Origin of the sequence: Mesorhizobium quangtriensis (assembly GCF_040081925.1) — a bacterium.
In the GTDB taxonomy this organism is placed as follows: domain Bacteria; phylum Pseudomonadota; class Alphaproteobacteria; order Rhizobiales; family Rhizobiaceae; genus Mesorhizobium_K; species Mesorhizobium_K quangtriensis.
This window is the reverse complement of record NZ_JBEBMF010000005.1, coordinates 254,182-277,158: the sequence shown is the minus strand read 5'-3', so window position 1 is coordinate 277,158 and position 22,977 is coordinate 254,182. Positions and strand designations below refer to the sequence as shown.

At 62.7% G+C, this 22,977-nt stretch carries 22 protein-coding genes; 15 read left to right on the top strand and 7 right to left on the bottom strand.

Going from position 1 to position 22,977, the window contains the following annotated elements; translation table 11 throughout:
• Positions 1-10: 10 nt before the first annotated feature.
• The 6 genes from ABMA32_RS23780 to ABMA32_RS23755 all read right to left on the bottom strand — a co-directional run bounded on the left by ABMA32_RS23780 (position 11) and on the right by ABMA32_RS23755 (position 4,022).
• Positions 11-1,438 carry a multicopper oxidase family protein gene (locus tag ABMA32_RS23780; RefSeq protein WP_349016223.1) on the bottom strand — a complete coding sequence of 476 codons (1,428 nt, stop codon included), beginning with the start codon at positions 1,436-1,438 and terminating at the stop codon, positions 11-13.
• A 117-nt stretch (positions 1,439-1,555) separates the two neighbouring features.
• A complete protein-coding gene (locus ABMA32_RS23775) occupies positions 1,556-2,224 on the bottom strand; it encodes a methyltransferase family protein (RefSeq protein WP_349016296.1) in 669 nt (222 codons plus the stop codon).
• Positions 2,225-2,226: 2 nt separating this feature from the next.
• Positions 2,227-2,553, bottom strand: coding sequence for a DUF2933 domain-containing protein (locus ABMA32_RS23770; protein WP_349016221.1), 327 nt, complete (start codon positions 2,551-2,553; stop codon positions 2,227-2,229).
• Positions 2,554-2,623: 70 nt separating this feature from the next.
• Positions 2,624-2,902: a DUF5676 family membrane protein gene (locus ABMA32_RS23765; protein WP_349016220.1), complete on the bottom strand. Its 279-nt coding sequence runs from the start codon at positions 2,900-2,902 to the stop codon at positions 2,624-2,626.
• A 13-nt stretch (positions 2,903-2,915) separates the two neighbouring features.
• Entirely contained in the window at positions 2,916-3,443 is a 528-nt protein-coding gene (gene copM / locus ABMA32_RS23760) for a CopM family metallochaperone (protein ID WP_349016219.1), read from the bottom strand.
• Positions 3,444-3,611: 168 nt separating this feature from the next.
• Positions 3,612-4,022, bottom strand: a complete 411-nt coding sequence (locus ABMA32_RS23755) for a hypothetical protein (RefSeq protein WP_349016218.1) — start codon at positions 4,020-4,022, stop codon at positions 3,612-3,614.
• A gap of 259 nt (positions 4,023-4,281) precedes the next feature.
• On the opposite strand from ABMA32_RS23755, the gene ABMA32_RS23750 reads away from it, so the two are divergent.
• The 10 genes from ABMA32_RS23750 (at position 4,282) to ABMA32_RS23705 (ending at position 15,938) form a co-directional block, all read left to right on the top strand.
• Entirely contained in the window at positions 4,282-5,568 is a 1,287-nt protein-coding gene (locus ABMA32_RS23750; RefSeq protein ID WP_349016217.1) for an ATP-grasp domain-containing protein, read from the top strand.
• Positions 5,569-5,570: 2 nt separating this feature from the next.
• Positions 5,571-6,779, top strand: a complete 1,209-nt coding sequence (locus ABMA32_RS23745; protein ID WP_349016216.1) for an acetate/propionate family kinase — start codon at positions 5,571-5,573, stop codon at positions 6,777-6,779.
• A complete protein-coding gene (locus tag ABMA32_RS23740; RefSeq protein WP_349016215.1) occupies positions 6,776-9,145 on the top strand; it encodes a phosphoketolase family protein in 2,370 nt (789 codons plus the stop codon). Before ABMA32_RS23745 ends, ABMA32_RS23740 begins: the two co-directional genes overlap by 4 nt.
• 765 nt (positions 9,146-9,910) lie before the next feature.
• Positions 9,911-12,439: a heavy metal translocating P-type ATPase gene (locus tag ABMA32_RS23735; protein WP_349016214.1), complete on the top strand. Its 2,529-nt coding sequence runs from the start codon at positions 9,911-9,913 to the stop codon at positions 12,437-12,439.
• 61 nt (positions 12,440-12,500) lie between these two features.
• Positions 12,501-12,767 carry a glutaredoxin family protein gene (locus tag ABMA32_RS23730; protein WP_349016213.1) on the top strand — a complete coding sequence of 89 codons (267 nt, stop codon included), beginning with the start codon at positions 12,501-12,503 and terminating at the stop codon, positions 12,765-12,767.
• A gap of 14 nt (positions 12,768-12,781) precedes the next feature.
• Positions 12,782-13,798: a 2Fe-2S iron-sulfur cluster-binding protein gene (locus ABMA32_RS23725; RefSeq protein ID WP_349016212.1), complete on the top strand. Its 1,017-nt coding sequence runs from the start codon at positions 12,782-12,784 to the stop codon at positions 13,796-13,798.
• 96 nt (positions 13,799-13,894) lie between these two features.
• A complete protein-coding gene (locus ABMA32_RS23720; protein WP_349016211.1) occupies positions 13,895-14,092 on the top strand; it encodes a heavy-metal-associated domain-containing protein in 198 nt (65 codons plus the stop codon).
• 56 nt (positions 14,093-14,148) lie between these two features.
• Entirely contained in the window at positions 14,149-14,529 is a 381-nt protein-coding gene (locus tag ABMA32_RS23715; RefSeq protein WP_349016210.1) for a YkvA family protein, read from the top strand.
• A 28-nt stretch (positions 14,530-14,557) separates the two neighbouring features.
• Entirely contained in the window at positions 14,558-15,433 is an 876-nt protein-coding gene (locus tag ABMA32_RS23710) for a WD40/YVTN/BNR-like repeat-containing protein (protein WP_349016209.1), read from the top strand.
• A gap of 1 nt (position 15,434) precedes the next feature.
• Positions 15,435-15,938 carry a c-type cytochrome gene (locus ABMA32_RS23705; RefSeq protein WP_349016208.1) on the top strand — a complete coding sequence of 168 codons (504 nt, stop codon included), beginning with the start codon at positions 15,435-15,437 and terminating at the stop codon, positions 15,936-15,938.
• A 22-nt stretch (positions 15,939-15,960) separates the two neighbouring features.
• On the opposite strand, the gene ABMA32_RS23700 is transcribed toward ABMA32_RS23705, so the two are convergent.
• The gene (locus ABMA32_RS23700) at positions 15,961-16,491 is read right to left on the bottom strand and encodes a Crp/Fnr family transcriptional regulator (protein ID WP_349016207.1); all 531 of its coding nucleotides are present in this window, start codon (positions 16,489-16,491) and stop codon (positions 15,961-15,963) included.
• 70 nt (positions 16,492-16,561) lie between these two features.
• On the opposite strand from ABMA32_RS23700, the gene ABMA32_RS23695 reads away from it, so the two are divergent.
• The 5 genes from ABMA32_RS23695 to ABMA32_RS23675 all read left to right on the top strand — a co-directional run bounded on the left by ABMA32_RS23695 (position 16,562) and on the right by ABMA32_RS23675 (position 22,834).
• Complete coding sequence (locus ABMA32_RS23695) at positions 16,562-17,128, top strand: Spy/CpxP family protein refolding chaperone (protein ID WP_349016206.1); 567 nt, start codon at positions 16,562-16,564, stop codon at positions 17,126-17,128.
• 250 nt (positions 17,129-17,378) lie between these two features.
• Positions 17,379-17,705, top strand: a complete 327-nt coding sequence (locus ABMA32_RS23690) for a hypothetical protein (protein WP_349016205.1) — start codon at positions 17,379-17,381, stop codon at positions 17,703-17,705.
• Between the two features lie 124 nt (positions 17,706-17,829).
• Positions 17,830-18,231 carry a FixH family protein gene (locus ABMA32_RS23685; RefSeq protein ID WP_349016204.1) on the top strand — a complete coding sequence of 134 codons (402 nt, stop codon included), beginning with the start codon at positions 17,830-17,832 and terminating at the stop codon, positions 18,229-18,231.
• Positions 18,228-19,667 (top strand): efflux RND transporter periplasmic adaptor subunit, encoded by a 1,440-nt coding sequence (locus tag ABMA32_RS23680; protein WP_349016203.1) that lies wholly within the window; start codon positions 18,228-18,230, stop codon positions 19,665-19,667. Before ABMA32_RS23685 ends, ABMA32_RS23680 begins: the two co-directional genes overlap by 4 nt.
• The gene (locus tag ABMA32_RS23675) at positions 19,664-22,834 is read left to right on the top strand and encodes an efflux RND transporter permease subunit (protein WP_349016202.1); all 3,171 of its coding nucleotides are present in this window, start codon (positions 19,664-19,666) and stop codon (positions 22,832-22,834) included. Before ABMA32_RS23680 ends, ABMA32_RS23675 begins: the two co-directional genes overlap by 4 nt.
• The last annotated feature ends 143 nt before the right edge of the window (positions 22,835-22,977 follow it).

The following is a 22,977-nucleotide window of genomic DNA, read 5'->3' as shown; positions in this document are numbered from 1 at the left end:
CGCAGATGTCTTAGGTTCGATAGGCGAAGGTCGACATCATCCCGGTCGCCATGTGGTAGAGATGGTGGCAGTGGAAGGCCCACTGGCCGGGATTGTCGGCATCGACGGCGATCGTCACCGAGCGATTGGGAGGTAGCAGGACCGTATCCCTCACCGCTCCCGCAAAGCGCAGTCCATCAATCGCGACGACCTGGAAATGATGGCCGTGCAGGTGCATCGGATGCGCCATCATGCTGGTGTTGCGCAGCGTCACTTCCACGCGGTCGCCCGGATCTACGACGAGCGGCGGGCTCGTCTGCAGGCCCCAGCGGTAGGCCGCCATGTCGCCGGTGAGCGCCATGTCGAACGTCTTTTCCGCCTGGCGCGATACAAGTGGCGCAACAGCCCGCAGCTGCGCCTCGAGCGCCAGATCGAGAACCGGGGCGTCGCCATCTCCGGACGTCGCGATCTTGGCCACCGCCGCCCCTGCCGGGCGCAGGATGACGCCGGTCCGCTCCTTGCTCCCCTCGCGCAGCGCCAGGATCGGAAATGAACGGGCTTCGCGCGGCAGTTGCACGCGGACGTCGATGCGCTGTCCCATCGTCATCGGGAAGCGGCTGCCCTTGACCGGCTCGACGTCCTGACCGTCGACCGCGATCAGTTCTCCTTCAAGTTCGCCGAAATCGATCGTGAACGCGGTCGCGGTCGCGCCGTTGATGATCCGCACCCGCACGCGTCCGCCTGGTTCGACCGGCACGATCTCCGGATCGTCCAGAGTCCGGTCGTTGGCCAGATAGGCATCATATTCGATGTCATTGAGATCCATAGCCATGCCGCCGTGGTTCATTCCCGCCATGGTGCCGGCACCCGCCCCGGACATGGCCATGCCGCCATGTTGCATCGGCGTAGCCTCACCGCCTGTCAGACCGGCCAGCAGTTCCTCCGGCGACGAAAACGAGAAGTCGTGAAGGAGAATGACAATCTCCTGCTCGTCTCTTTTATCGTCGTTTGGATCGGCGACGATCAGCGGCGCGGCGAGAAGCGCCTGCTCCTGTAGCGTGTGGGCATGCATCCAATGGGTGCCCGCCTTGCCGACCGCAAAGTCGAAAGCGCGATCGGCTCCGGCGGCGATGAGAGGCAGCGGTGCCTCGCCGACGCCGTCGCTTTGCCATGGCGGCGTCAGGCCGTGCCAGTGGATGATGGTCGACTCGGCAGTCTCGTTACGGAGCAAGACATTGAAGGCATCCCCAGCCCGCAAACGGAGGCCCTGCGAGCCGTCTGCCTGCTGGAGGCCGAAGACGCTGGCAGCCTTGCCGTTCACCTCGATCGTGCGACGGACAATGCTAAGCAGCGTCTGGCCGGCCGGCTGACCGGCGACGGCCGCTGTGAGCAAAGTTGGCGGTACCGCGAAAGCTGCGGCGCCGGCGATTGCGGCTTTAAGGAATTCTCGGCGTTTCATGGTCGTTTCCATCGGTTTTGAGTTCGAAATCTCGGAATTGAGGGGGCTCATTTGGGACAAATGGCTCCAATCCGCCGCCCCGAGGCGTCCAGCCTGGGGTGCAAGTGGAGTGGGAATTCATCGCGTGCGGGGCTTTTCGGTGGCGCCGAACAGCCGCTTCAAATCCGGGAAGAAGGCGGGCACGTGGCCCGCATAGCGGTCGTATGCTTCGCCAAATTCCTTTCTCGCTTCACGCTCCTCCGTGAAGGAAAGCCGCACGTACATGCCGACAAGAATGGGGAACATCGCCAGCGTCAGTAGGGTCGGCCACTGGACGAGGAAGCCCGCCAGGACGAGCACAAAACCGACATATTGCGGATGGCGGACATACGCATACGGGCCTCCCGCTGCGAGGCGGCTTTGCTGCTGCGCCTCATAGAGCACGCGCCAGGCAGCCGAGATCAGCACGAAGCCGCCGCCAATCAGGATGAAGCTGAGGACGTGGAATGGACCGAAATGCGGGTTCAGCCGCCAGCCGAACATCATCTCCAGGAGATGGCCGGCATCATGCGAAAACCAGTCAATGGCCGGGAACCGCGATTGAAGCCAACCCGAGAGCAGATAGATCGTCAGCGGGAACCCATACATCTCAGCAAACAGTGCCACCAGGAAGGCGCTGAATGCGCCGAAGGAGCGCCAGTCGCGGGCCGTCCGCGGCTTGAAAAAGCTGAAGGCGAAGAGGATAAAAACCGCCGAATTGATGATGACCAGACCCCAGAGGCCATAAGCGGAGGATTGCTCGACCATGGTCATGCTCCTTTTCCAAGCTTCGAACCATTCTGCGCGCCCGGCTCAATTTCCTTGTGCTGGGTATGCCTCCCGTGACTGCCATGCCCCTGATGGCCGCTGTGCATGAACATGTGAAGCAGAGGACAGGCGGCCAGCAGCAGGATGGGAAGGACACCGAGCGCATGCGCCCGGTGCTCGGAGAGAAGGAAAAAGGCGGCGATCAGCAGGAAGCCAATCGTGACGAGCCCCGCCTTCGAAGTCCAAAACCCGCTCGGCCTTGGCTCGAACTCGGGTTCCGGCTCATGCCCGGCCGGGTGACTGGCTGGATGTTGTGCCTGCGGATTCATGGGGTGGGCTCCTTCCACTGGTGATTTGAGGAGAGTTTTGTGATGGCCTGCTTCTGCATAGGGGCCACCTCTACCGCCGCCCGGTGGCGGCGACATTGTAGATCGAAGCGTAGACGACACCCGCGACGAGGCCGACGATTCCAAGACCGACAATGCCGTAGAGAGCCCGACCGGGGCTGATCGGCGCGGCGGATTTAATTGTGCCGAAGTCGAGCCCGTGGGAGAAAGCGCCGAAGAAGTCGAGTGTTGCGTCCGGCCAGAGCGCAAAAGTCAGAGCACACAGCATGCTCAGAAGAGCGAGCGTTAAGCCCAGCGCGATGCCGACCGACAGAGTGCTAAGTCTGTTCATTGGGCTTCTCCACCTATTTGGCGCGCTGCTTGAGCCATTCCTGCATTTTGGCGGTTTCGGTTTCCTGGGCGGTGATCATCTGATTTGCCCAAGCCTTGACCTCATCATCCTGGCCGAACTGCAAAACGGCTCGGGCCATGTCGATAGCGCCCTCATGGTGCGGGATCATCGCCTGGACAAAAGCGACATCGGGGTCGGCGGCCTGGACGCCCTGCATCATCGGGCCGTCCATTTTCTTCATGGCCTCCGTATATGCCTTTGTGGCATCGGACATGTTGGCAGTGTCCATCGGCATGCCCTGCATCATGCCGCCCTGCATCATCGGCATCATCTTCTGCATCATCGGCATCATGGTCTGCATCATCGACATCATCTCCGTGCATTGCTCCGGCATGCTGCCCGGGGTTGATTCCTGGGCCGGCGCCGCCAGCGGAGCTTTGGGCGCGTCGGCGTCTGGGTGGTGCTCATCTGTCTGAGCGAACGCCGCGCCGGACGCGATTGCGAATGCGGCAAGAGTGATCAATCGAATGTGGGCTTTCATAGCTGTTTCCTTGTCGTTGAAGTGACTGGACGGGCGAACTCCCATTGGGTGCGAAGGCAGCCAGGATCGTCGGTACAGTTGGATTTCGGGATTGCTCGCGGGACAGCGGGTCGATGAGCGCTGCAGGTGAACAGCCTCAGGTACCCGCGGGGGCGCGGGATCGCGGTGTCAGGCGAAGAAACGGGGAGGTTGCAGGAGAGCCTCGGGATTGATGCCTGTTCCCACGAACCCGGCATCCAAGCCGTATGCAGCGATTGAGGCTCGATCGAGAGTCTCGCACCCACTTGTCAAGGGAACGGCGGCTCCGCAACAACCCGATCCGGTCGAGGACATGCAATTCGTGCTGCAGTCCTGCCGGCAACCGTTGTGGTGGCTGTCCTGGGCTGTTGCCGCAGTGTGACTTGTCACTGGGTCTAAACCGTTGGCGGGGAGAGCCGTACTGTCACCGGCAACGCCGAATTCGACAGCGGTATCCCAGGTTTCCCCGGCAAGAACCGGTGCACTGCTCACCATCGCGCTGCCGGCGATCAGGATGATCGCGACGAACAGGACGCGGAAGTGGTTCAGCATGAGCTTCATTTCTTGAAGTCTAGAGCCAATCACGATCACAGCTTTGATGCAAATCAAAGTCAGAATAAATTGAGCGCCGTACGTGGCTAGGCAATCCTTTAGACGCTGATGGGACGTCTCGCTTGTCGGTCTGATGTCGTGGAAGCCCTAAAAAAATGGATCACGAGTTTCATGCGGCTGGATGCGCGCAGTCTCGACAGCAATCTGGTCGATGCTGCAAGCTGCCACCTCCTCTAGGAACGCGGCCAACAAAAGGCAAGGACAGTACATGAACGTCAAGGATCCCGCTCTGGCAGAGGTCGGCCGTTCCGCGACAGAGCGGCTCAACCGGAATTGCTTCTGCATTACGCTCGACCGCGCAGCGCTGCAGTCGGCGTTGGATCACGAGGCCGGCGATGCGGGCTTCTACGAGGCTTTCAACAACTCCCGGCCGCATCTGTTTTCCAATGTTCCAGTGTTCCTCTCCAAATCCGTCATCGAAGAGATGCGCGGGATCGTCGATGCGATCGAGGCGGCGACGAAATTGCCGGCCTACCGCGACGCAGTCCTCTCTTGGGCCCCCGAAATCGCGCAGCAGGATTTCGGCCCGTCCGGCGCGCTGATGGGTTACGATTTTCACCTCGGTGACGACGGCCCCAAGCTGATCGAAGTGAACACCAACGCTGGCGGGGCGTTCCTCAATGCCTTGCTGGCCAAGGCCCAGACGGCCTGCTGCGGGGAGGTCGAGCAAGGTCTGATCGGCGCCAGAGACGATGATTTCGAAACCAGCGTTGTCGCGATGTTTAAGAGCGAATGGCGGCGCCAGCGCGGCGCCGGTGCGCCGCGACGAATCGCGATCATTGATGACCAGCCGGAGGAGCAGTACCTCTATCCGGAATTTATTCTTGCCCGGCAGTTGTTGCTGAAGCACGGCATCGATGCTGAGATTGGCGACGCAAGCGAGTTGCACTATGAAGGCGGCAGGCTCCGGCTCGCCGGCCAAGAGATCGACCTCGTGTATAATCGCCTAGTCGATTTCGCGCTGGATCGCCCGGAGCATGCGGTGCTTAGAGCGGCGTATCGCGACGGCGCGGTGGTGGTCACGCCCAATCCGCACAACCATGCGCTTTTTGCGGCCAAGCGCAATCTGACGCTTCTGTCCGATCCGGCGGCGCTGGAAGCCTTCGACTTTTCTGCAGACATGCGCTTGCGGCTTGCCGGTGTTCCACGAACCGTTCTGGTCACGCCCGACAATGCGGACACGCTCTGGCAATCCCGCAAGGACATGTTCTTCAAGCCGCTCTCCGGCCATGGCAGCAAGGCGGTCTACCGCGGCGACAAGATAACGAAAGGGGTATGGACCGAGATCGCCCGGGGTGGCTTCGTGGCCCAAGCTTTCGCCGCACCCGGGCAGCGCATGATCGAGATCGATGGCGCACCCGCACTGCGCAAGATGGACGTGCGGCTATACACTTATGATGGCCGGATCCTCTTGGCAGCCGCGCGTCTCTATCAGGGCCAGACCACGAATTTCCGGACGCCGGGTGGCGGCTTTGCCCCCGTGTTGGTAATCTGAGCATGCCCGAACCATGGGTGCTGACGATCAATGGCGGCTCGTCGAGCATCAAGTTCGCCATGTTCGAGAATGGCGCGGCCACCATCCGGCGGCTGCACGGCAAGATAGATCGGATCGGCGGGCGGGAGACGACGCTCAGCTTCACGGATTTGGCCGGCGGCGAGAAGGAGAGCCAGCCGATCGGCGAGATGGATCATCGGGCGGCCGCGAGCTTCCTTCTCGATTGGCTCGACCGGCGCATCGGGCTGGCTTCGTTGAAGGCGATCGGCCATCGTGTCGTCAACGGCGGTGCACGCTACAAGGAGCCGCAACCCGTGACAAACGAATTGATGGACGAATTGCGGCGCATCAGCGCCTATGCGCCCGAGCACCTGCCGTCCGAGATAGCGCTGATCGAACTGTTCAGCGCTCGCGCCCCGACGTTGGCGCAGGTCGCCTGCTTCGACACCGCCTTTCACCAAAACATGCCGCGGGTGGCGAAAATCCTGCCGATTCCCCGGCGCTACGGGGCGTTGGGCGTCGAGCGCCTTGGTTTCCACGGCCTTTCCTATGAATATCTCGTCGAGGAACTGACGCGCGTCGCGGGCGAAGAGGCAGCCTCGGGCCGCTTGATCCTGGCTCACCTCGGCAATGGCGTCAGCCTGTCGGCGGTTCGGAACGGCAATGGCATCGACACAACCATGGGATTCACGCCCGCCGCCGGCGTGCCCATGGGCACACGGGCCGGCGATCTCGATCCGGGGCTGCTTATGTTTTTGGTCCGCACAGAGGGCATGACGGTCGAGCGATTCCACCGCATGGTCAATCACGAGTCCGGATTGCTCGGCGTTTCGGAAACCAGTTCGGATCTGCGCGATCTGCTGGATCGCGAAGCGGACGACGTTCGCGCATCCGAAGCCGTCGATCTGTTCTGCTATCAGATCAGGAAGAGCATCGGCGCGCTGGCTGCAGCGCTTGGCGGGCTCGATACGCTGGTCTTCACCGGCGGCATCGGCGAGAATTCCCCGGTTGTCCGGGCGCGCATTTGTACCGATCTCGATTTCCTCGGCATTCATCTCGACGCGAGGCGGAACGATAACAACGAGCCGGTCATTTCCATGGATGCGGACTACGTCAGCGTCCGCGTGATCGCGACGGATGAAGAATTGATGATCGCCAAGGCGGTCGGCCGCGTCCTGGACCACGCTTCTCACAAGGAACTTCGCACATGAACGAGCCGCTCTCGCCAGACCTCCTCCGGAAGATGCACGCCTACTGGCGGGCTGCCAACTTTCTGTCCGTCGGCCAGATCTACCTTTTCGACAACCCGCTGCTCAAGGAGCCGCTGCATTTGAAGCACGTGAAGCCGCGGCTGCTTGGCCATTGGGGGACGACGCCGGGGCTGAACTTCATTTACGTCCATCTCAACCGGATCATAAAACAGTTTGATCTCGACATGATTTATGTCGCGGGACCCGGACACGGCGGTCCTGGCCTGGTGGCCAACACCTATCTTGAAGGTACGTACAGCGAATTCTATCCAGATATTTCCCAGGACGAAGACGGGCTGAAAAAACTGTTCACCCAGTTTTCATTTCCTGGCGGCATTTCGAGCCATGTCGCGGCGGAGATCCCGGGTTCGATCAACGAGGGCGGCGAACTCGGCTATTCGCTGATGCATGCCTATGGCGCCGTCTTCGACAATCCGGACCTTCTGGTCGCCTGCGTAGTGGGCGACGGCGAAGCCGAAACCGCGCCGCTTGCTGCCAGCTGGCACTCGAACAAGTTCCTCAATCCGGCGCGCGACGGCGCGGTTCTGCCGATCCTCCACCTCAACGGCTACAAGATCGCCAGCCCGACAATCCTTGCCCGGATCAGCCATGAGGAACTCGAGGCGCTGTTTCGTGGCTATGGATACAAGCCGTATTTCGTCGAAGGTGACGACCCGGACCTGCTTCATCAGGTCATCGCTGCAACGCTCGACCAGATTGTCGCGGAAATCCGCCAGATTCAGTCCGACGCGCGGACCAATGGTTTTAGCACGCGGCCCGCCTGGCCGATGATCGTGCTGCGCACACCGAAAGGATGGACCGGCCCCAAGCAGGTCGACGGCAAGAAGACCGAAGGCTCATGGCGCTCGCACCAGGTACCGCTTTCCGGTCTGGCCGGCGATCCCGGTCACCTTGCCGTGCTGGAAGACTGGCTGCGCAGCTACCGGCCAGAAGAGCTGTTCGACGAGACGGGTAGGCTGCTGGCCGAGTTGAGGGAACTCGCGCCCCAAGGCGATCGCCGCATGGGTGCGAACCCGCATGCCAATGGGGGACTGCTCCTGCGCGATCTGCAACTGCCAGATTTCCGCGACTATGCGGTCGACGTGCCTGTTCCCGGCACGGTCGTCGGCCAAGCTACCCGTGTTGCGGGGACCTTTCTGCGCGATGTCATGAAGCTCAACATGGCGGAACGCAATTTCCGCGTGTTCGGACCCGACGAAACGGAATCCAACCGGCTATCGGCCCTGTTCGAGGTCACCAGCCGCGCCTTCACCGGCGAGATCGTCGAGGGCGATACGCAACTCACTCCTGACGGCCGCGTCATGGAAGTCCTAAGCGAGCATCTCTGCCAGGGCTGGCTGGAGGGCTATCTGCTCACCGGACGGCATGGATTTTTCTCCTGCTATGAAGCCTTCATCCACATCGTCGATTCGATGTTCAACCAGCATGCCAAATGGCTGAAGGTGTCGCGCGAGGTCCCCTGGCGCAAGCCGATCGCCTCGCTGACCTACCTGCTCACGTCGCATGTCTGGCAGCAGGATCACAATGGCTTCAGCCACCAGGATCCCGGCTTCATCGATCATGTCGCCAACAAGAAGGCCGACACGATCCGGGTCTATCTGCCGCCCGACGCCAACACGCTGCTCTCGGTCACCGACCACTGCCTGCGCAGCCGCGACTACGTCAACGTCATCGTTGCGGGCAAGGCGCCGGCATTGCAGTGGCTGGATGTCGCCGCCGCGGCGGGACACTGCGCCAAAGGCGCCGGCGTATGGAAATGGGCAAGCAATGACGGCCATGGCGAGGCCGATGTTGTGCTGGCCTGCGCCGGCGATGTGCCAACGCTCGAGACGTTGGCAGCGGCTGACCTGCTTCGGCGCCATGTTCCTGATCTCAAGGTCCGCGTCGTGAACGTCGTCGACCTGATGTCGCTTCAACCGCCCAGCCAACATCCGCATGGCCTGAGCGACGGCGACTTCGACGCGATGTTCACCACGGAAAGGCCGGTGATCTTTGCCTATCACGGCTATCCGACGCTGATCCATCGGCTGACCTACCGACGCGCCAATCATCAGAATTTTCATGTCCACGGCTACAAGGAAGAGGGCACGACCACGACGCCGTTCGACATGGCGGTATTGAACGAGATCGACAGGTTTCACCTGGCGGCGGATGCCGTTGCCCGCGTCCCACGCCTTGGCGCGAGCGCCGGGCATTTCGGCAAGGTCATGCGCGATAAGCTGGCCGAGCATTTCAGTTACATCAGGCAGCATGGCGAAGACATGCCTGAAATTCGCAACTGGAAATGGAGCGCGGCGACGGAATGAGGCTCTCTCTGCCGCTAATCTATCAAGCCCTCTCTACGAAGCTTCGGATCTCGCCAAAAAATCTCCCAAGCGCGCTCAATTACGCCTTGATATGTGCGTTTACGTGGTAGGTCTGAAATGCCTTCACAGCACTTGCGATCGGCGATAGGCAGCCCTGCGCCGGCTGTTGGCGCGAGGATCGAAAAGCCCTCGATGAACTGAAGGACATCCATGCGCGCCTCGGCCTGTGCCCGTAAGCACCGCCGATCGAGCAGTTCGCATACATTGCGTGATCGGCTCCTGGGGCGGCGTCCCCTGTCGAAATGGTCCACCCAAACATCGCAGGTTCACGTAAGGAATGTCTCAGAAGGGTCATGGGTGTGAATTTCGGCAGGGGCGAACGAACTTCCGCAAGAGGTCGGAAGAGGTATTCCGCATCGGGTACCGAGCGTCAGGTTTTGACCAATGCCGTCCTGACCGTTTTGTGTCGCATGTTTTTCTTCTTCGACAATCCGACACAGGGTCGCGAAATCACGGAGTATGCGGCACTTTCGGGTCCACTAAACGTTCTTTGAGTTGGCCAAAATCGCAGCCTCGGGCCGATTTCGCTAAGCTGCAACTCAAGGCTTCGGACGGGGGGCCGCCGTAATGGCGCGACTGCGAAGGCTTCGGCTCAGGCGAACAACTTCCCCTGAAAAAAACGCCGAGAACACAAAATAAGCCTTGACCTTCCAGCCCTGGGAAGGTGCAAACCTCCTCGCCTCACCGTTTACCGGGAGTTGCATCATGAATAATTCTTCACCTTCCGCCGCCGGCGGGACCATTCGCCAGTTTTCCATCGAGGGCATGACCTGCGCCTCCTGTGTTGGCCGGGTGGAGCGCGCAATCGCCAAATTGCCGGATGTGTCCAAGGCATCCGTCAACCTCGCCACCGAGCGCGCCGAGGTCAGTTTTTCGGGAGCGCCGGATGTCGGCGCTGTTGTGCAGGCCATCGCGGACGCCGGCTATTCCGTGCCGGAGGACACTATCGAACTTGCCGTCGAAGGCATGACCTGCGCCTCCTGCGTCGGCCGCATCGAGAAGGCGCTGCGGGCAGTTCCGGGAGTGGCCGAAGCGTCGGTCAACCTCGCCACGGAACGCGCCGCTGTCCGCTATCTGCGCGGCATCGTCGATATCGGCGACCTGATCGGCGCCATTCGCGCCGCCGGCTATGAAGCGCGCGCCGCATCGGCCGAGACCGGGAATCAAGAACAGGAAGCCCGCGCGGCCGAAATGACGCGGCTGCAACGCAGCCTCGCTCTGGCGGCGGCGCTGACGCTGCCGATCGTCGTCCTCGAAATGGGCTCACATTTCGTGCCCGCCATTCACGATTTCGTTATGAACAGAATTGGGATGCAAGAGAGCTGGTTCGTCCAGTTCGCGCTCGCATCGCTGGTGCTGTTCGGGCCAGGCCTGCGCTTCTACCAAAAAGGCGTTCCGGCGCTGTTCCGTTTCGCGCCCGATATGAACTCGCTTGTCGCGCTCGGCACGATCGCAGCCTGGGGCTATTCGGTGGTGGCGACCTTTGCGCCGCAAACTCTGCCGGCCGGCACAGCCAATGTCTATTACGAAGCGGCGGCCGTGATCGTGACGCTGATCCTGCTCGGCCGTTATCTGGAGGCAAGGGCCAAGGGGCGCACCAGCGAAGCCATCAAGCGGCTGGTCGGGCTCGCGCCGAAGACCGCCCGCATCGTCCGCGACGGCGAGAGCCTCGAACTCGCGATCGAAGAGGTGCGGGTCGGCGACATCGTGCTGGTCCGGCCGGGCGAGAAGGTGCCGGTGGACGGCGAAGTCGTCGAGGGTTCGTCCTTCGTCGATGAATCCATGATCACCGGCGAGCCCGTGCCCGTCTCCAAGGGCGAGGGCGCACAGGTTGTCGGCGCGACCATCAACAAGACCGGCAGCTTTTCCTATCGGGCGACCAAGGTCGGGGCCGACACTGTGCTGGCGCAGATCATCCGCATGGTGGAGCAGGCGCAGGGCGCAAAGCTCCCGATCCAGGCCCTCGTCGACAAGGTGACGATGTGGTTCGTACCCGCCGTGATCGCGGCGGCTGCGCTCACCTTTCTCGTCTGGCTCGTGTTCGGGCCGGAGCCGGCGCTGACCTTTGCGTTGGTCAATGCGGTGGCGGTGCTGATCATTGCCTGCCCATGCGCCATGGGGCTCGCCACGCCGACCTCGATCATGGTCGGCACCGGCCGCGCCGCCGAGATAGGCGTGCTATTCCGCAAGGGCGACGCGCTCCAGACGCTCCGCGACGCCGAGGTTATCGCCGTCGACAAGACCGGCACGCTGACCCGCGGCCGGCCGGAGCTGACCGACCTGGTGACCGTGGAAGGCATGGACCGCAACGAGGTTCTGGCTTTGGTCGCGGCAGTCGAGACTCGTTCCGAGCACCCCATCGGGGAAGCGATCGTCGAGGCGGCCGGGCGTCGGGGGCTGACGCTCGAAGCCGCCCACGGCTTTGATGCCACACCGGGCTATGGCGTGCAAGCGACGGTCGGCGACCGCAAGGTCGAGGTCGGCGCGGATCGCCTGATGACGCGCCTCGGCCATGATCTTTCGGTGTTTGCCGATGCCGCGCGCCGGTTGGGCGAGGAGGGTAAGTCGCCGCTTTATGCGGCTGTCGACGGCAGGCTGGCGGCAATCATCGCGGTCTCCGATCCGATACGGGAAACCACGCCGGAGGCGGTCAAGGCGCTGCATGCGCTGGGACTGAAGGTGGCGATGATCACCGGCGACAACCGCCGCACCGCGGAGGCGATCGCCCGAAAACTCGGCATCGACGAGGTGATCGCCGAGGTGTTGCCGGATGGCAAGGTCGACGCCGTGAAGCGGCTCGCCGCCAACGGCCGCAAGATTGCCTTTGTCGGTGACGGCATCAACGATGCGCCGGCGCTCGCCCAGGCCGATGTCGGCATCGCCATCGGCACCGGCACCGACGTGGCCATCGAATCGGCCGACGTGGTGCTGATGTCGGGCGACCTGCGCGGCGTGGCGAACGCCATCGCGCTCTCCAAGGCGACGATCCGCAACATCAAGCAGAACCTGTTCTGGGCCTTCGCCTACAACGTGGTGCTGATCCCCGTCGCCGCCGGCCTGCTCTATCCGGCCTATGGCTGGCTGTTGTCGCCGATGCTCGCCGCGGGCGCGATGGCGTTCTCCAGCATCTTCGTTCTGTCGAACGCGCTGCGCCTCAAGGCGTTCCGCCAGCCGCTCGGACGCGGGGAAAGCGTCACCACGGCTGGGCAAGCGCGGCTCGCGCCCGCCGAATGAATCACGAGCCGCCTTCGGGCGGCTCCCTCATCCCCAATCCGACTTTTCGAAGGCATAAGCCATGTCCAGCCATCATCATCCCTGGATCGAGATTTTCTCGACTCCCACCTGCCCCGATTGCCGCGCGCTGAAGGCGTGGCTCGAAAGCGAGGGCATTCCCTTCGTCGAGCGCGACCTACGCGACCCGGCGATCGCCGAGGAGGCCAAGCGCCGCACCGGCGTGCGCGTGGCGCCGATCACCATTGTCGGTGGAGAGGTGTTCTACGGAACCTTCCCGCAACAGAAGCCCCGGATCGCGGCCGCCCTCGGCCTCGTCCAGGCGGCCTAAGAGGAGATGCTTCCATGCCGAAAGTGTTCATTCCGCAGGCCGGCCGCAGCCTCGAAGTCAATGACGGCCAGACCATCCTCCTCGCCGCGCTCGCAGCCGGCATTGGGTATCCGCATGGCTGCAAATCGGGGCGCTGCGGCTCCTGCAAATCGCGCCTGGTCAGCGGCGAGGTCGACATGCTTCCGCACACTCCCTTTGCACTTTCGCCGGACGAACGGGCAGACGGCCTGATCCTCGCCTGCCGGGCGCAGCCGCTCACCGACGCGACCGTCGCCTGGCTCGGGGGCGCAGACGAGATCGCCGATATTCCGGTCGGCCGGTTCGAAGGCGCCATCGCGACGGTGGAGGATGCGACGCACGACATCAAACTGATCCGGGTCAGGCTCGACGATCGCGGCGCTTTCACCTTCAAGGCGGGGCAATATGCCCGCTTCCTCTATCCGGGCGCGCCGGCCCGCGACTATTCCGTCGCGAGCCGACCGGACGAGGAGCTTGTCGAATTCCATATCCGGCGCGTTCCCGAAGGCGCGGCGAGTCAGCTGATCTGGGCGCGCGCCGCAATTGGCGACCGCGTCGCCATCGAAGGTCCGCTCGGCTCGGCTTTCCTGCGCGAAAAGCATTCCGGCCCGATCCTCGGCATCGCCGGCGGCTCGGGACTGGCGCCGGTCAAGGCGGTTGCCGAGACCGCGCTCGCCAAGGGCATGGGTCAGCCGATCCGCATCTATTTCGGCGCCCGGTCGGAGCGGGACCTCTATCTGCTCGACCGCTTCGCCGCTTTGACGGAGAGGCACGCCAACCTCAGCTTCGTGCCCGTCCTGTCGGAGGATTCCGGCCCGGGCTTCCGGCCGGGCTACGTCTCCGACGCGGTCGCGGCCGACCTCGGCGATCTCGACGGTTGGAAGGCCTATCTTGCAGGCCCGCCGGCAATGGTGGACGCCGCCGGGCCGATGCTGCTGGAACGCGGCCTTCGCGTCGCCGACATCCATGCGGACGTCTTCTTCACGCCGGAACACGCGAGAGACCCACGGTAACGCATCCGTGATCGCGTTGGGGTTTGACCTTCCAGCGACTGGAAACCCCATGTTCAAGTCCTGGCGACGCGCCAAATCATATGAAGGAGACTGAAAATGCTGAAGTTGAACGTGCCTGACATGACCTGTGGGCACTGCGTGGGAACCGTGACGAAGGCGGTTAGAAGTGTCGATAGCAGTGCGGCTGTGACCGTGGATCTCCCGTCGAAAATCGTGACGATCGAATCTACCGCGGATGCCGCAAGAATTTCGCAGGCCGTAGAGACTGCGGGATACGCAAACAAGGCGGCCTGAAAGCGGCGCCTCTGTTCGACTCGCGCAGGGAGCCTGTTTGCAAGTAGGATCATCCGGTGCTCGACAGGCTGAAATACTGGGCGCGCACGATCAAGCGTGACGTGCATGCCGTCTACCTTGCCGCCGGCGACCCTCGCACACCCTGGTATGCGAGGGCGTTGGCGCTTTGCGTTGCCGGATATGCTTTGTCGCCGATAGACCTGATCCCGGATTTCATCCCCGTCCTGGGGTATCTCGACGACGCGATAATCGTGCCGCTCGGCATTCTGGCCGTGGTTAAAATGATCCCGCCGGAGGTCATGGCCGAGCACCGAGCGGCCGCGGCTCTCGCTGGACGGCGTCCCGCGAGCCGAACCGCCGCAGTGGTGATCGCGTGCATATGGGCAGCGTCTATCGCGCTGACGACATGGCTCGGGTATCGCTATCTCCGCAACTGAACTTCAATCTCACAAGCGCGGTGCACAGATGAGAACATTTATGGGAATGATCGCCGCAAACCTGATCGCAGGCCTTGCGATTGGAGCCGTCGCGGCAGGCTCGGCGGCAGGAACCGAAGCGCTCTCCGTTTCGCAGCTGAAAGAGCACACACACATTCACGGGCTGGCCGTCGACAGGCAGGATCCGGAGAAGCTCCTGATCGCGACCCACCATGGGCTGTTCCGCTCCGGATCGGACGGCAAGGCGGAGCTCATTTCGCCCGTGCAAGACTTCATGGGATTCAGCCCGGATCCTTCCGATCCAAAGACGCTGTACGCCAGCGGCCATCCGGCTGGCGGCGGCAATCTGGGCTTCATCGCTTCCACCGACAACGGCGTCACCTGGGATCAGATTTCGCCGGGAGCAAACGGTCCGGTCGACTTCCACCAGATGACGGTCAGTTCTTCGGATCCACTGGTTCTCTACGGAGCCTATGGCGCGCTCCAGGTAAGCCGCGATGCCGGGAAGACGTGGTCGATCGTCGGCCCGCTGCCGGAAAAGCTGATCGACCTCGCTGCCTCGGCAAAGAACGCCGACACGATCTACGCTGCCACAGAGGCTGGTCTATCGGTCAGCCAGGACGGCGGCCAAAGCTGGGAAACGATTGTCCAAGGCGCGCCCGTCAGTCTCGTCGAGGTGACGGCCGATGGTTCCGTCTATGCGTTCGTGGTGGGACGAGGACTTGTCCGGTCGACGGAGGCGGACATGGTCTTCGCTCCGGTTTCCAACGGTTTGGGTGACCGAATCCTGCTGCATCTCGCGGTCGACCAAGCGGATATGGACCGGATATTCGTGGCATCACACCAAGGAGACATCCTGGCCAGCACCGACGGTGGCGCCAGCTGGACCGAACTCGGTCATTGACGTGATCGCGATAACGGATCGCCGGGTGATTGGAAAGCTGGCGCTTGTGCTTGCTCTCGCCGCTTTGGTGGCGGTCTGCGTGTTTCTTGTTTTCGGAGGCAAGTCGAGTGGGCATCTCAAGCCCGATGACCTCCGTCTCGTTGCCCGCGGCGAGGTCGTATACGTGACGCATTGCGCCTCTTGCCATGGCAGGAACCTCGAAGGCCAGCCGGAGTGGCAATCGCAGGACAAGGAGGGGTTCCTTCCGGCGCCGCCGCACGACGAGAGCGGCCACACCTGGCACCATCCGGACACGTTGCTGTTCAAGATAACGAAACTCGGCGTCGCCGATGCCGCAAATCTCAAGAATTACAAAACACGGATGCCAGCCTTCGGGGAAATCCTGAGCGATGCTGATATCCTTGCGGCCTTGTCCTACATCAAGTCGCGCTGGCCAGAAGACATGCGCCGTCACCACGATGAACTGAACCGTGTCTACTCGCTTCGGCAATCCTCTGTGCGATGAGCCGCATCATCGAGGCGCGACGTCAGCGTCGGCGGGCAAGCTCGCGGTAGAGCGCCTCCGGCGTAACCCCTATTTCCGACGCGACCAGGTGCCGACGTCCCTTGGGTGGCAAGGCATCGCCGTTGAGCGCCATCCAGGCACCGAGTCTCGCAGCCACGGACTTCAGGGACAGTATCTCCGCGCGCATCCGCGTCCGGTGAACCTCGCCTGCCAAATGGCGCATCAGGAGAGAAGCCAGCGTCGGATCGCTTTCAAGCGCCGACCTGGCTTTCGCCACCGGCACGGCACGCACCGCCGATTCCTCAGCGGCTAACACGTCGCAATGATATCGGTCGGCAAACAGCGAAGCCTCAGCCAGGACTGAAGCGCAGCGGGCGCGCTGCAGCGTCAGTTGGGATCCATGCGGAAGTGCGCGGACAAGGCGCAGTTCGCCCGCAGTGACGAGAAAGAGCGACAGGACCGGATCGCCGAGGCGGAAAAGGGCACTGCCAGCGGCAAGCCGCTGCTCCCGGTCCGCATGCTTTAGGAATCGTTCGAACAATGAGTCAGACATGATCGCGATCATGTCTTCAGCGCAGCGGCCGTGTCAAACAGGGCAAGAACCGAGCTACGGAGATATCCCGATGAACCGCATGTTTTCTGCATTGTTTCTTTCGGCGCTTGCCGCGGCCGCGCCTGCCATCGCCCAGAACCACGGCGGCCATGGTGGCCATTCGGCCGCCACACAGGTTCTTTCGCCTTCGCCCTATTCGGGGATGGAGGCGCGGCGCGTGAAAGCGCTGTCTGAGGAGCAAATCGCAGACCTGGAGGCTGGTCGTGGGATGGGCCTTGCGCTGGCGGCCGAACTGAACGGGTATCCAGGCCCGTTGCATGTCCTCGAACTCGCCAAGGCGCTTGATCTCACCGACGAACAGGTGTCGCGGACCAGGAAATTGCTGGAACGGATGAAAGCAGAGGCTATCCCGATCGGAAGACGCCTCATCGATGAGGAGGCGACGCTGGACAGCCTGTTCGCGGAAAAAAAGATAACCGCGGCCAGCCTCTCCGAAGCCACGACACGGATCTCTGCCGCGCAAGGCGATCTGCGAGCGACGCACCTCCGCTATCATCTCGAGACGGCGGACATTCTTTCGCCCGAGCAGGTAGGCCGATATTCGAGGCTTCGCGGATACGGGGCGAGTACAGAGTAGGCTGCCTGGGTAAGCTGCTTGTGCGCCGTGGTTCGACGTGCAAGGCCACGGCCAGCCATCCTCTGTCTTGCTTCAAGCTGCGGAAGGCCGAACCCCTTTGACGTTGCGGCCGAGAATGCTCCTCCAGCCATGCTCGGAATCAGAGCCGCGGGGCCGGAACGACAGTTCACCGAAAGATCACGGTCCAACGATGAGTCTGTTCAAGCGTTCGGCGCTGTGACATCTTGGGCTGATGAGAATCTGGTCGCCCTTGAGCCGCCTCCTGCTGCCGCTGGCCCTTTTCGCGCTGGTGCTTGCGCCTATGGCGGCTCCGTCGACTGCATGGGCGATGGCGGCGCCTGAGATGGCGTCGATGCCGGTCGACATGCCCTGCTGCCCCGACGACCAGCCCGCAGTGCCAGACTGCTTGAAAGACTGCCCGTTCGCTGCTCTCTGCATTTCCGGCCTGCTCAGCGGCACCGTGACGCAGCCGCCTACTTTCGTCCGTCTGCCGATCCGGGACGGATATCGCAGTGGTTGCGAAGCCGTCCTCACCTCGCTTGGCGGAGAACCGCCGCCTAGACCTCCGAAAGCCTGACTGTCAGAGGCGCTTCGAGCGCCTGAACCCGTGCGGCCGAAAGCTGCGCGGGCGAAGCCGCATGGCGTTCGTCATGCCCAATGCCGCGCGAGTGCGCCGGCCCATGACAGTGGGAACTTGAATCATGAAATCGAAGTTTTCCCTTCACGCTGCGATTCTGGGGCTCGGGTCCCTCATCGCTGTTTCCCAGGCGGCTAAGGCCGCGCCTGAGGATTACGAATTCCAGCTTGTCGAAAATGAGATCAAGCAGGGCGACGGCGCCACCGTCTCCATCAGGCTGATCGACAAGCGCACCGGAAATCCCGTTGCAGATGCCGTTGTCTTCGCAACCCGCATGGACATGGCGCCGGACGGAATGGAAACGATGACCACGCCCGTCGAGGCGATCCCGTCCGATGAATCGGGCGTTTATCGGTTCAAGACCAATCTGATCATGGCTGGAGGCTGGCGCTTCTCGATCGCCGCGAAGCTGCAGGGGGAGACCGGGACGGTTGAAAGCCGTCTCGTCCTCAAGGCCGTCGAATGAAGAGGCCCGCAGCATTCCTGGCGCTTATGGTGGTCGCAGTGGGGGCCGGCGCCGGCGGATATTTAGCGGGACAGCGCGATCTTTCTGTCCCGGCCACCTTGCGAAACATCGATGAGGTTGCGAGGCGCGCGTTTGGCGCCGAGCTGGAACTTGTGCGTTCAGGCTTGGGACCCTCGGGCGCGGTCATCTACTACCGTCATCCGGATGGCGATCCGGTGTATTCTGCAACGCCGAAAAAGGCTGCCGACGGCCGTGATTTCACGGCGGTTCTGGCCAGCGAAGATGTGAGCTTCGACCTGCCGGCTGCGAACGCGGCCGATGCAGGAACCAACGAACGGAACGTCCTGTATTACCGCAACCCGATGGGTCTGCCGGACACCTCGCCGCTGCCGAAGAAGGATTCGATGGGGATGGACTATATCCCAGTCTATCAAGGCGAGGCGGATGATGGCTCGATTGTGACGGTGTCGGCTGGCAAGCTGCAACGGACCGGCGTCAAGACGATCCTCGCCACAAAGACGGCGATCGTCAGACCGGTCAACGTGCCTGGAACCGTCACACTCGACGAGCGTCGCGTCAACGTCGTGTCCATCCGAACGGAAGCCTTCCTCGAGGAGGTGGCGGACATCACCACCGGGCAGATGATCGAGCAGGGTCAGCCGCTCGTGCGCTTTTACGCCAAGGAGATCGCGGCGGCTGGCGCGCTGTACGCGGCCGACCTGAAGAGCGGAGCCGGGAAGGCCGCCGCCGGGGGCAGCCTGCAACGGCTGGAAAACCTCGGGGTTCCAGCCGAAGCCATCGCCGAAATCGAGAAGACCAGGAAGGTTCCGATCTCGGTCACGCTGACGGCGCCGCGCGGCGGCGTGGTGCTTGAACGCATGGCGATCGACGGCATGATGGCGGAGGCGGGAGAAACGCTGTTCCGGATCGCGGACGTGTCGACCGTCTGGGTGATGGCGGACGTCCCGGAGTATGAGTTGGGTTCCGTACGTACCGGCGACAAGGCGATCATCCGCATCCGCAGCATTCCGGGCAAGATCTTCAACGGCGAGGTCGGCCTGACTCATCCCGAAATCCAGAGCCAGACCCGTACCGCCAAGCTGCGCATCGAACTGCCCAACCCGGAGGGGCTGCTGCTCGCCAACATGTATGCCGATGTGGAGATCGCAACCGGCGGCGGTGGGCCCGTCGTGACGGTGCCGGACAGCGCGGTCCTCGACACCGGTGACCGCCAGGTCGTCATCGTCGACAAGGGAGAAGGCAGGTTCGAACCGCGCCCTGTGAAGATCGGCGCGCGCGGCGAGGATATGGTCGAGATCATGGAAGGCGTCGCCGAGGGCGAGCGCGTCGTCGTCTCGGCCAACTTCCTGATCGACGCCGAGAGCAATCTCAAGGCAGCGCTTTCCGCGCTGACTGCGGCTGAGGAAAAGCCATGATCGCCAGGATTATCGCCTGGTCGGCCAGAAATCTCGTCCTCGTCTTTTTCGCGACAGCATTTGCTGCTGCGGCTGGCGTCTATGCGGTGCGCACCCTGCCGCTCGATGCCATCCCTGACCTGTCGGACGTGCAGGTCATTGTCTTCACCGACTATCCCGGCCAGGCGCCGCAGGTGGTGGAGGACCAGGTTACCTATCCGCTGACTACCGCCATGCTGACCGTGCCGCGCTCCAAAGTGGTGCGCGGCTTCTCGTTCTTTGGCGTGTCCTTCGTCTATGTGATTTTCGAGGACGGCGTCGATCCCTATTGGGCGCGCAGCAGGGTGCTGGAATATCTGAACGCCGCGGCCAGCCGGCTCCCGAATGGCGTATCGCCAGCGCTCGGGCCCGACGCCACCGGCGTCGGCTGGGTCTACCAGTATGCCGTCGTGGCCAAGGAACTGTCGCTCGCCGAACTCCGCTCTCTGCAGGACTGGGTGGTGCGCTTCGGCGTGTCGAAGGCCGAAGGAGTATCCGAGGTCGCCAGCGTCGGCGGCTTCGTCAAGCAGTATTCGATCGTCGTCGATCCGGCGCGGATGCGCGCCCAAGGCGTGACGCTGTCGGAAATCGGCGAGGCGGTGCGCACAAGCAACATGGATACTGGCGGGCGGACAGTCGAGATCTCCGAGTTCGAGTTCATGGTGCGCGGCCGCGGCTACCTGAAGAACATGGCCGACATCGAAAGCATCGCGCTCCAAACCGTCGGCGGCGTGCCGCTCCGGCTCGGCGACGTGGCCAAGGTCGAGATCGTGCCGGACGAGCGGCGCGGCATCGCGGAACTCAACGGCGAGGGTGAGGTGGCTAGCGGCATCGTTTTGCAGCGCGTCGGATCGAACGCGCTGACCGTCATCGACAACGCCAAGGCGCAGCTTGCAGACATCGAGAAGAGCCTGCCGGGCGGCGCGGAGATCATCCCCGTCTACGACCGCTCCGAACTGATTGACGCGGCGATCGAGACCTTGAAAGTCACGCTCATCGAGGAAAGCGTCATCGTCGCACTCGTCACCATCGTGTTCCTGCTTCATGTCCGAAGCGCGTTGGTCGCAATCATTATGCTGCCGGTCGGCATCCTGATGGCCTTTGCCGCGATGAAGCTCTTGGGCCTCGGCTCCAACATCATGAGCCTCGGCGGCATCGCGATCGCAATCGGCGCGATGATCGACGCGGCGATCGTTACGATCGAGAACGCTCACAAGCATCTGGAACGCGCGCCGCCGGACAAGCCCAGGGTCGAGGTGCTGATCGAGGCCGCAGGCGAGGTTGGCCCGGCGCTGTTCTTCAGCTTGCTGATCATCACCGTGTCGTTCCTGCCGATCTTCACGCTGGAGAGCCAGGAAGGGCGGCTGTTCGGCCCCCTTGCCTTCACCAAGACTTTCGCCATGGCGGCGGCGGCATTGCTTTCGGTGACGCTGGTGCCGGCGCTGATGGTCGTGTTCGTGCGCGGCCGGATCGTGCCGGAGCACCGAAACCCGCTCAACCGCCTGCTGATCGCGCTCTATCGCCCGATCATTAAGGGCGTGCTCCGGGCGAAGACTTTTACCATTTTGCTCGCGATCATGGCCCTTGCGGTGACAGTTTGGCCGGCGCGGCAGCTCGGCTCCGAGTTCATGCCGGCGCTCGACGAAGGCACGCTTATGTATATGCCCACCACTCTTCCCGGTCTTTCCGTCACCAAGGCGGCGGAACTCATGCAGATGCAGGATCGCATCATCAAATCCTTCCCCGAGGTCGAGAGCGTGTTCGGCAAGGCCGGTCGGGCGCAGACCGCGACCGACCCGGCGCCGACGGAAATGTTCGAGACAATCATCAATTTGAAGCCGAAGGAGCATTGGCGCGACGGCGTCACGTCCGAAAGCCTGAAGAGCGAAATGGACGCGGCACTGCAATTTCCGGGCGTGTCCAACGCCTGGACCATGCCGATCCGCGCCCGCATCGACATGCTGTCGACCGGCATTCGCACGCCTGTCGGCGTCAAGGTCTATGGAACCGATCTTGGCGAGATGGAAAAGGTCGCGCGCCAGGTCGAGGCGGTGCTGCGGAATGTGCCTGGCACTTCCAGCGCCTATGCCGAGCGCGTCATCGGCGGTTATTTCCTCGATATCGTGCCGGATCGAACCGCACTCGGCCGCTACGGGCTTTCGGTTGGCGACGTGCAGGACGTGATTTCGATGGCGCTCGGCGCCGAAGTGATCACCTCGACAGTGGAGGGTCGCGAACGCTACGGCGTCGCCATACGCTATCCGCGCGCGCTCCGCAGCGACCCGCAGGCGATCGCGCGCGAGGTGCAGGTTGCGCTGCCCGGCGGCGGCTTCGTGCCGCTCGGCGAGGTGGCGAAGGTCGAGTTGACGCGCGGCGCCACCTCAATCCGAACTGAGAACGGCCAGTTGGCCGTCTACATTTTCGTCGACATCGCTGGCCGTGATCTCGGCGGCTATGTCGCCGACGCGCAGGCAGCGGTCGCTGCCGGCGTGGAGCTGCCAACCGGCTATTCGCTCGGTTGGAGTGGCCAGTTCGAATATCTGGAACGTGCGGAAGCACGGTTAAAGATCGTGGTGCCGCTGACGCTGGCGCTAATTTTCCTGCTGCTGTTCCTGAACTTTCGCCGATTGACCGAAACGCTGATCGTCATGCTGTCGCTGCCCTTCGCGCTGATCGGCGGCATCTGGCTGATGTGGTGGTTGGGCTTCAACACGTCGGTCGCCGTCGCCGTCGGCTTCATCGCACTGGCCGGCGTGGCCGCCGAAACCGGCGTCATCATGCTGATCTATCTCGACCACGCTCTGACCGATGTGAAGGCAAGATGCGCTTCTGAAAAACGCGCGTTTACGCGCGACGACCTCCATGCCGCCATCATGTTCGGCGCGGTGGAGCGCGTCAGGCCGAAAATGATGACCGTCGTCGCCATCATGGCTGGCTTGCTGCCGATCCTCTGGAGCACCGGCGCCGGCTCGGAAGTGATGCAGCGGATCGCCGTGCCGATGATCGGCGGCATGATTTCGTCGACGATCCTGACGCTGGTCGTGATCCCGGCGGTTTACGGCATCGTCAAGGGATGGCGGCTGCCGCGCGAAGCGCGGGCACAGAAGGGCATCGAAACCAACAGGCCGATCAGCCTTCCCTCGGAATAGGGAGAAAAGTGATGATGAACGATATGATGTTGGGCGGAATGATGTGGGGTATGGGTGTCGGTGGGCTGATCGTCCTAGCGCTTGCCATCTTATTCATCGCCGCCATGGTGAAGTTCGTGTTCTTCAGGTGACACTGTGTCGAA

Coding starts and splice junctions, on each gene's coding strand:
- ABMA32_RS23780 (WP_349016223.1), bottom strand. CDS start 1,438: ATGAAACGCCGAGAATTCCTTAAAGCCGCAATCGCCGGCGCCGCAGCT.
- ABMA32_RS23775 (WP_349016296.1), bottom strand. CDS start 2,224: ATGGTCGAGCAATCCTCCGCTTATGGCCTCTGGGGTCTGGTCATCATC.
- ABMA32_RS23770 (WP_349016221.1), bottom strand. CDS start 2,553: ATGAATCCGCAGGCACAACATCCAGCCAGTCACCCGGCCGGGCATGAG.
- ABMA32_RS23765 (WP_349016220.1), bottom strand. CDS start 2,902: ATGAACAGACTTAGCACTCTGTCGGTCGGCATCGCGCTGGGCTTAACG.
- copM (WP_349016219.1), bottom strand. CDS start 3,443: ATGAAAGCCCACATTCGATTGATCACTCTTGCCGCATTCGCAATCGCG.
- ABMA32_RS23755 (WP_349016218.1), bottom strand. CDS start 4,022: ATGAAGCTCATGCTGAACCACTTCCGCGTCCTGTTCGTCGCGATCATC.
- ABMA32_RS23750 (WP_349016217.1), top strand. CDS start 4,282: ATGAACGTCAAGGATCCCGCTCTGGCAGAGGTCGGCCGTTCCGCGACA.
- ABMA32_RS23745 (WP_349016216.1), top strand. CDS start 5,571: ATGCCCGAACCATGGGTGCTGACGATCAATGGCGGCTCGTCGAGCATC.
- ABMA32_RS23740 (WP_349016215.1), top strand. CDS start 6,776: ATGAACGAGCCGCTCTCGCCAGACCTCCTCCGGAAGATGCACGCCTAC.
- ABMA32_RS23735 (WP_349016214.1), top strand. CDS start 9,911: ATGAATAATTCTTCACCTTCCGCCGCCGGCGGGACCATTCGCCAGTTT.
- ABMA32_RS23730 (WP_349016213.1), top strand. CDS start 12,501: ATGTCCAGCCATCATCATCCCTGGATCGAGATTTTCTCGACTCCCACC.
- ABMA32_RS23725 (WP_349016212.1), top strand. CDS start 12,782: ATGCCGAAAGTGTTCATTCCGCAGGCCGGCCGCAGCCTCGAAGTCAAT.
- ABMA32_RS23720 (WP_349016211.1), top strand. CDS start 13,895: ATGCTGAAGTTGAACGTGCCTGACATGACCTGTGGGCACTGCGTGGGA.
- ABMA32_RS23710 (WP_349016209.1), top strand. CDS start 14,558: ATGAGAACATTTATGGGAATGATCGCCGCAAACCTGATCGCAGGCCTT.
- ABMA32_RS23700 (WP_349016207.1), bottom strand. CDS start 16,491: ATGTCTGACTCATTGTTCGAACGATTCCTAAAGCATGCGGACCGGGAG.
- ABMA32_RS23695 (WP_349016206.1), top strand. CDS start 16,562: ATGAACCGCATGTTTTCTGCATTGTTTCTTTCGGCGCTTGCCGCGGCC.
- ABMA32_RS23685 (WP_349016204.1), top strand. CDS start 17,830: ATGAAATCGAAGTTTTCCCTTCACGCTGCGATTCTGGGGCTCGGGTCC.
- ABMA32_RS23680 (WP_349016203.1), top strand. CDS start 18,228: ATGAAGAGGCCCGCAGCATTCCTGGCGCTTATGGTGGTCGCAGTGGGG.
- ABMA32_RS23675 (WP_349016202.1), top strand. CDS start 19,664: ATGATCGCCAGGATTATCGCCTGGTCGGCCAGAAATCTCGTCCTCGTC.